This window comes from Aeromonas sp. 1HA1 (assembly GCF_029237385.1).
Lineage (GTDB): Bacteria > Pseudomonadota > Gammaproteobacteria > Enterobacterales > Aeromonadaceae > Aeromonas > Aeromonas popoffii.
On sequence record NZ_JAACGC010000165.1, the window covers coordinates 1 to 1,299 of the forward strand.

General features: G+C 61.9%; 4 protein-coding genes. All 4 read right to left on the reverse strand.

Annotated features, from left to right (window positions below; translation table 11 throughout):
- Positions 1-16: 16 nt before the first annotated feature.
- Positions 17-280, reverse strand: coding sequence for a putative phage tail assembly chaperone (locus GWQ22_RS21380; RefSeq protein ID WP_212514526.1), 264 nt, complete (start codon positions 278-280; stop codon positions 17-19).
- Positions 277-468: a hypothetical protein gene (locus GWQ22_RS21385; RefSeq protein WP_275931563.1), complete on the reverse strand. Its 192-nt coding sequence runs from the start codon at positions 466-468 to the stop codon at positions 277-279. The genes GWQ22_RS21380 and GWQ22_RS21385 overlap by 4 nt, the downstream gene beginning before the upstream one ends.
- Complete coding sequence (locus GWQ22_RS21390) at positions 404-847, reverse strand: hypothetical protein (protein ID WP_275931615.1); 444 nt, start codon at positions 845-847, stop codon at positions 404-406. Before GWQ22_RS21390 ends, GWQ22_RS21385 begins: the two co-directional genes overlap by 65 nt.
- Positions 844-1,299: glycoside hydrolase family 104 protein (locus GWQ22_RS21395; RefSeq protein WP_345893652.1), on the reverse strand; the 456-nt coding region annotated here is incomplete at its 5' end. The genes GWQ22_RS21395 and GWQ22_RS21390, both read right to left, overlap by 4 nt.

Sequence of the window (1,299 nt, forward strand, 5' to 3'; positions counted from 1 at the left end):
GCCTCGGCGCGCGCCGTCAGTTTTTTACTTCGATATCCAGGTCAGGGGCGAACTGCTCGTTGACCTTGGCGGCGACCTGCAGCGCGGCGCCGGGGCGAGCCAGCAGCGTGTCCAGCGCCTCTTTGCTTTGTGCGCAGACGATGCGCTTGAGGTACTGATGGGACGGCGCCACCTTGTCGCTCATTGACAGTCCGTTGATGTAGCTGTTGTAGGCCACCAGGGTGGGTTCAAAGCAGATGTCGGTGCCGGCGATGGTCAGGGTGATGGTTTGCTTGCTCATGGGGTGGTTTCCTCTTGGGTTATCCAGTCGTTTAGGGTGTTGAGTTGGGTTTGGCAGCGGCGCAGCGCGCCCTGCAGGGTGGGGATAAAGGCCACGGCCTCGCCCCAGGTAGTGCCATTAAATTCAGGCTCCGGGCAGTGGGGCACCAGCCCCGGCGGCGGTAGCCGCTTCACCACCTGGGTGTGCACCAGAGCCCTTGGCTGGCTGGAGCAGGCGCAGAGCGCCAACAGGCAGAGGCTCGCGAGCACAATCCGGGCGGCCCGCCGGCGGCGTGGCCAGGGCGTGTTGCAGGTCATCGGCAGTTTTCCTCTGTTGTTGGTCGAGCTCGGTCAGGGCGGCGTTCTGGTGTTTAAGCAGGACGCGCAAGCCTGATTCTTTCTGCGAGAGAGTTTCGAAGTCTTCGGCCATCAACTGGTTAGCCAGCTGCAAGGTGCTGATGGTGCTGTCGGCATCAGCCAGCGCCTTGGTGCGTTCTTTTAGCACCTTGTAGCCTGCACGTATGGTTACCAGCAGGGCCAGCACCAGCACTAACTGCAGGTTGGAGAACAGCCACTTGAGGATGTTCATGCCAGCACCCCACCGAACTCTTCGAACTTGGCCAGCAGGTCAGCCAGCTTGTGCTCACGCTGGCCATAACCCGCGCCCGGCAGGCTGGCCCAGATGTTGGCGCACTTGCCGATCGCTTGGCTGATGCGTCCCTTTATCACATCGTCCAGCGCCTTGCGTTCACGGATAAGCTGGATGGCCCAGGTGTCTTGCGACTCAGGGCCAAAGTCCGGCAGCGCCAGCAGCATTTGATAGTGCCGCCAGTGCCGCGACAGGTGCTGGTAACGCCCAGCTGCAGTGCTGACCAAGCCAGGCCTGACGATGACGGACACATTCGGGTGGGTGCGGTAGTCGGTGAAGAACCCCGCCGGGTTGACCAGCTTGTTGTATCCATCATCGCCGAGCCCTTTGGTGCCCTCGGCATAGGCCAGCATGTCCAGAAAGGCGGCCATTTGCGGGTGGCAGTTACTGCG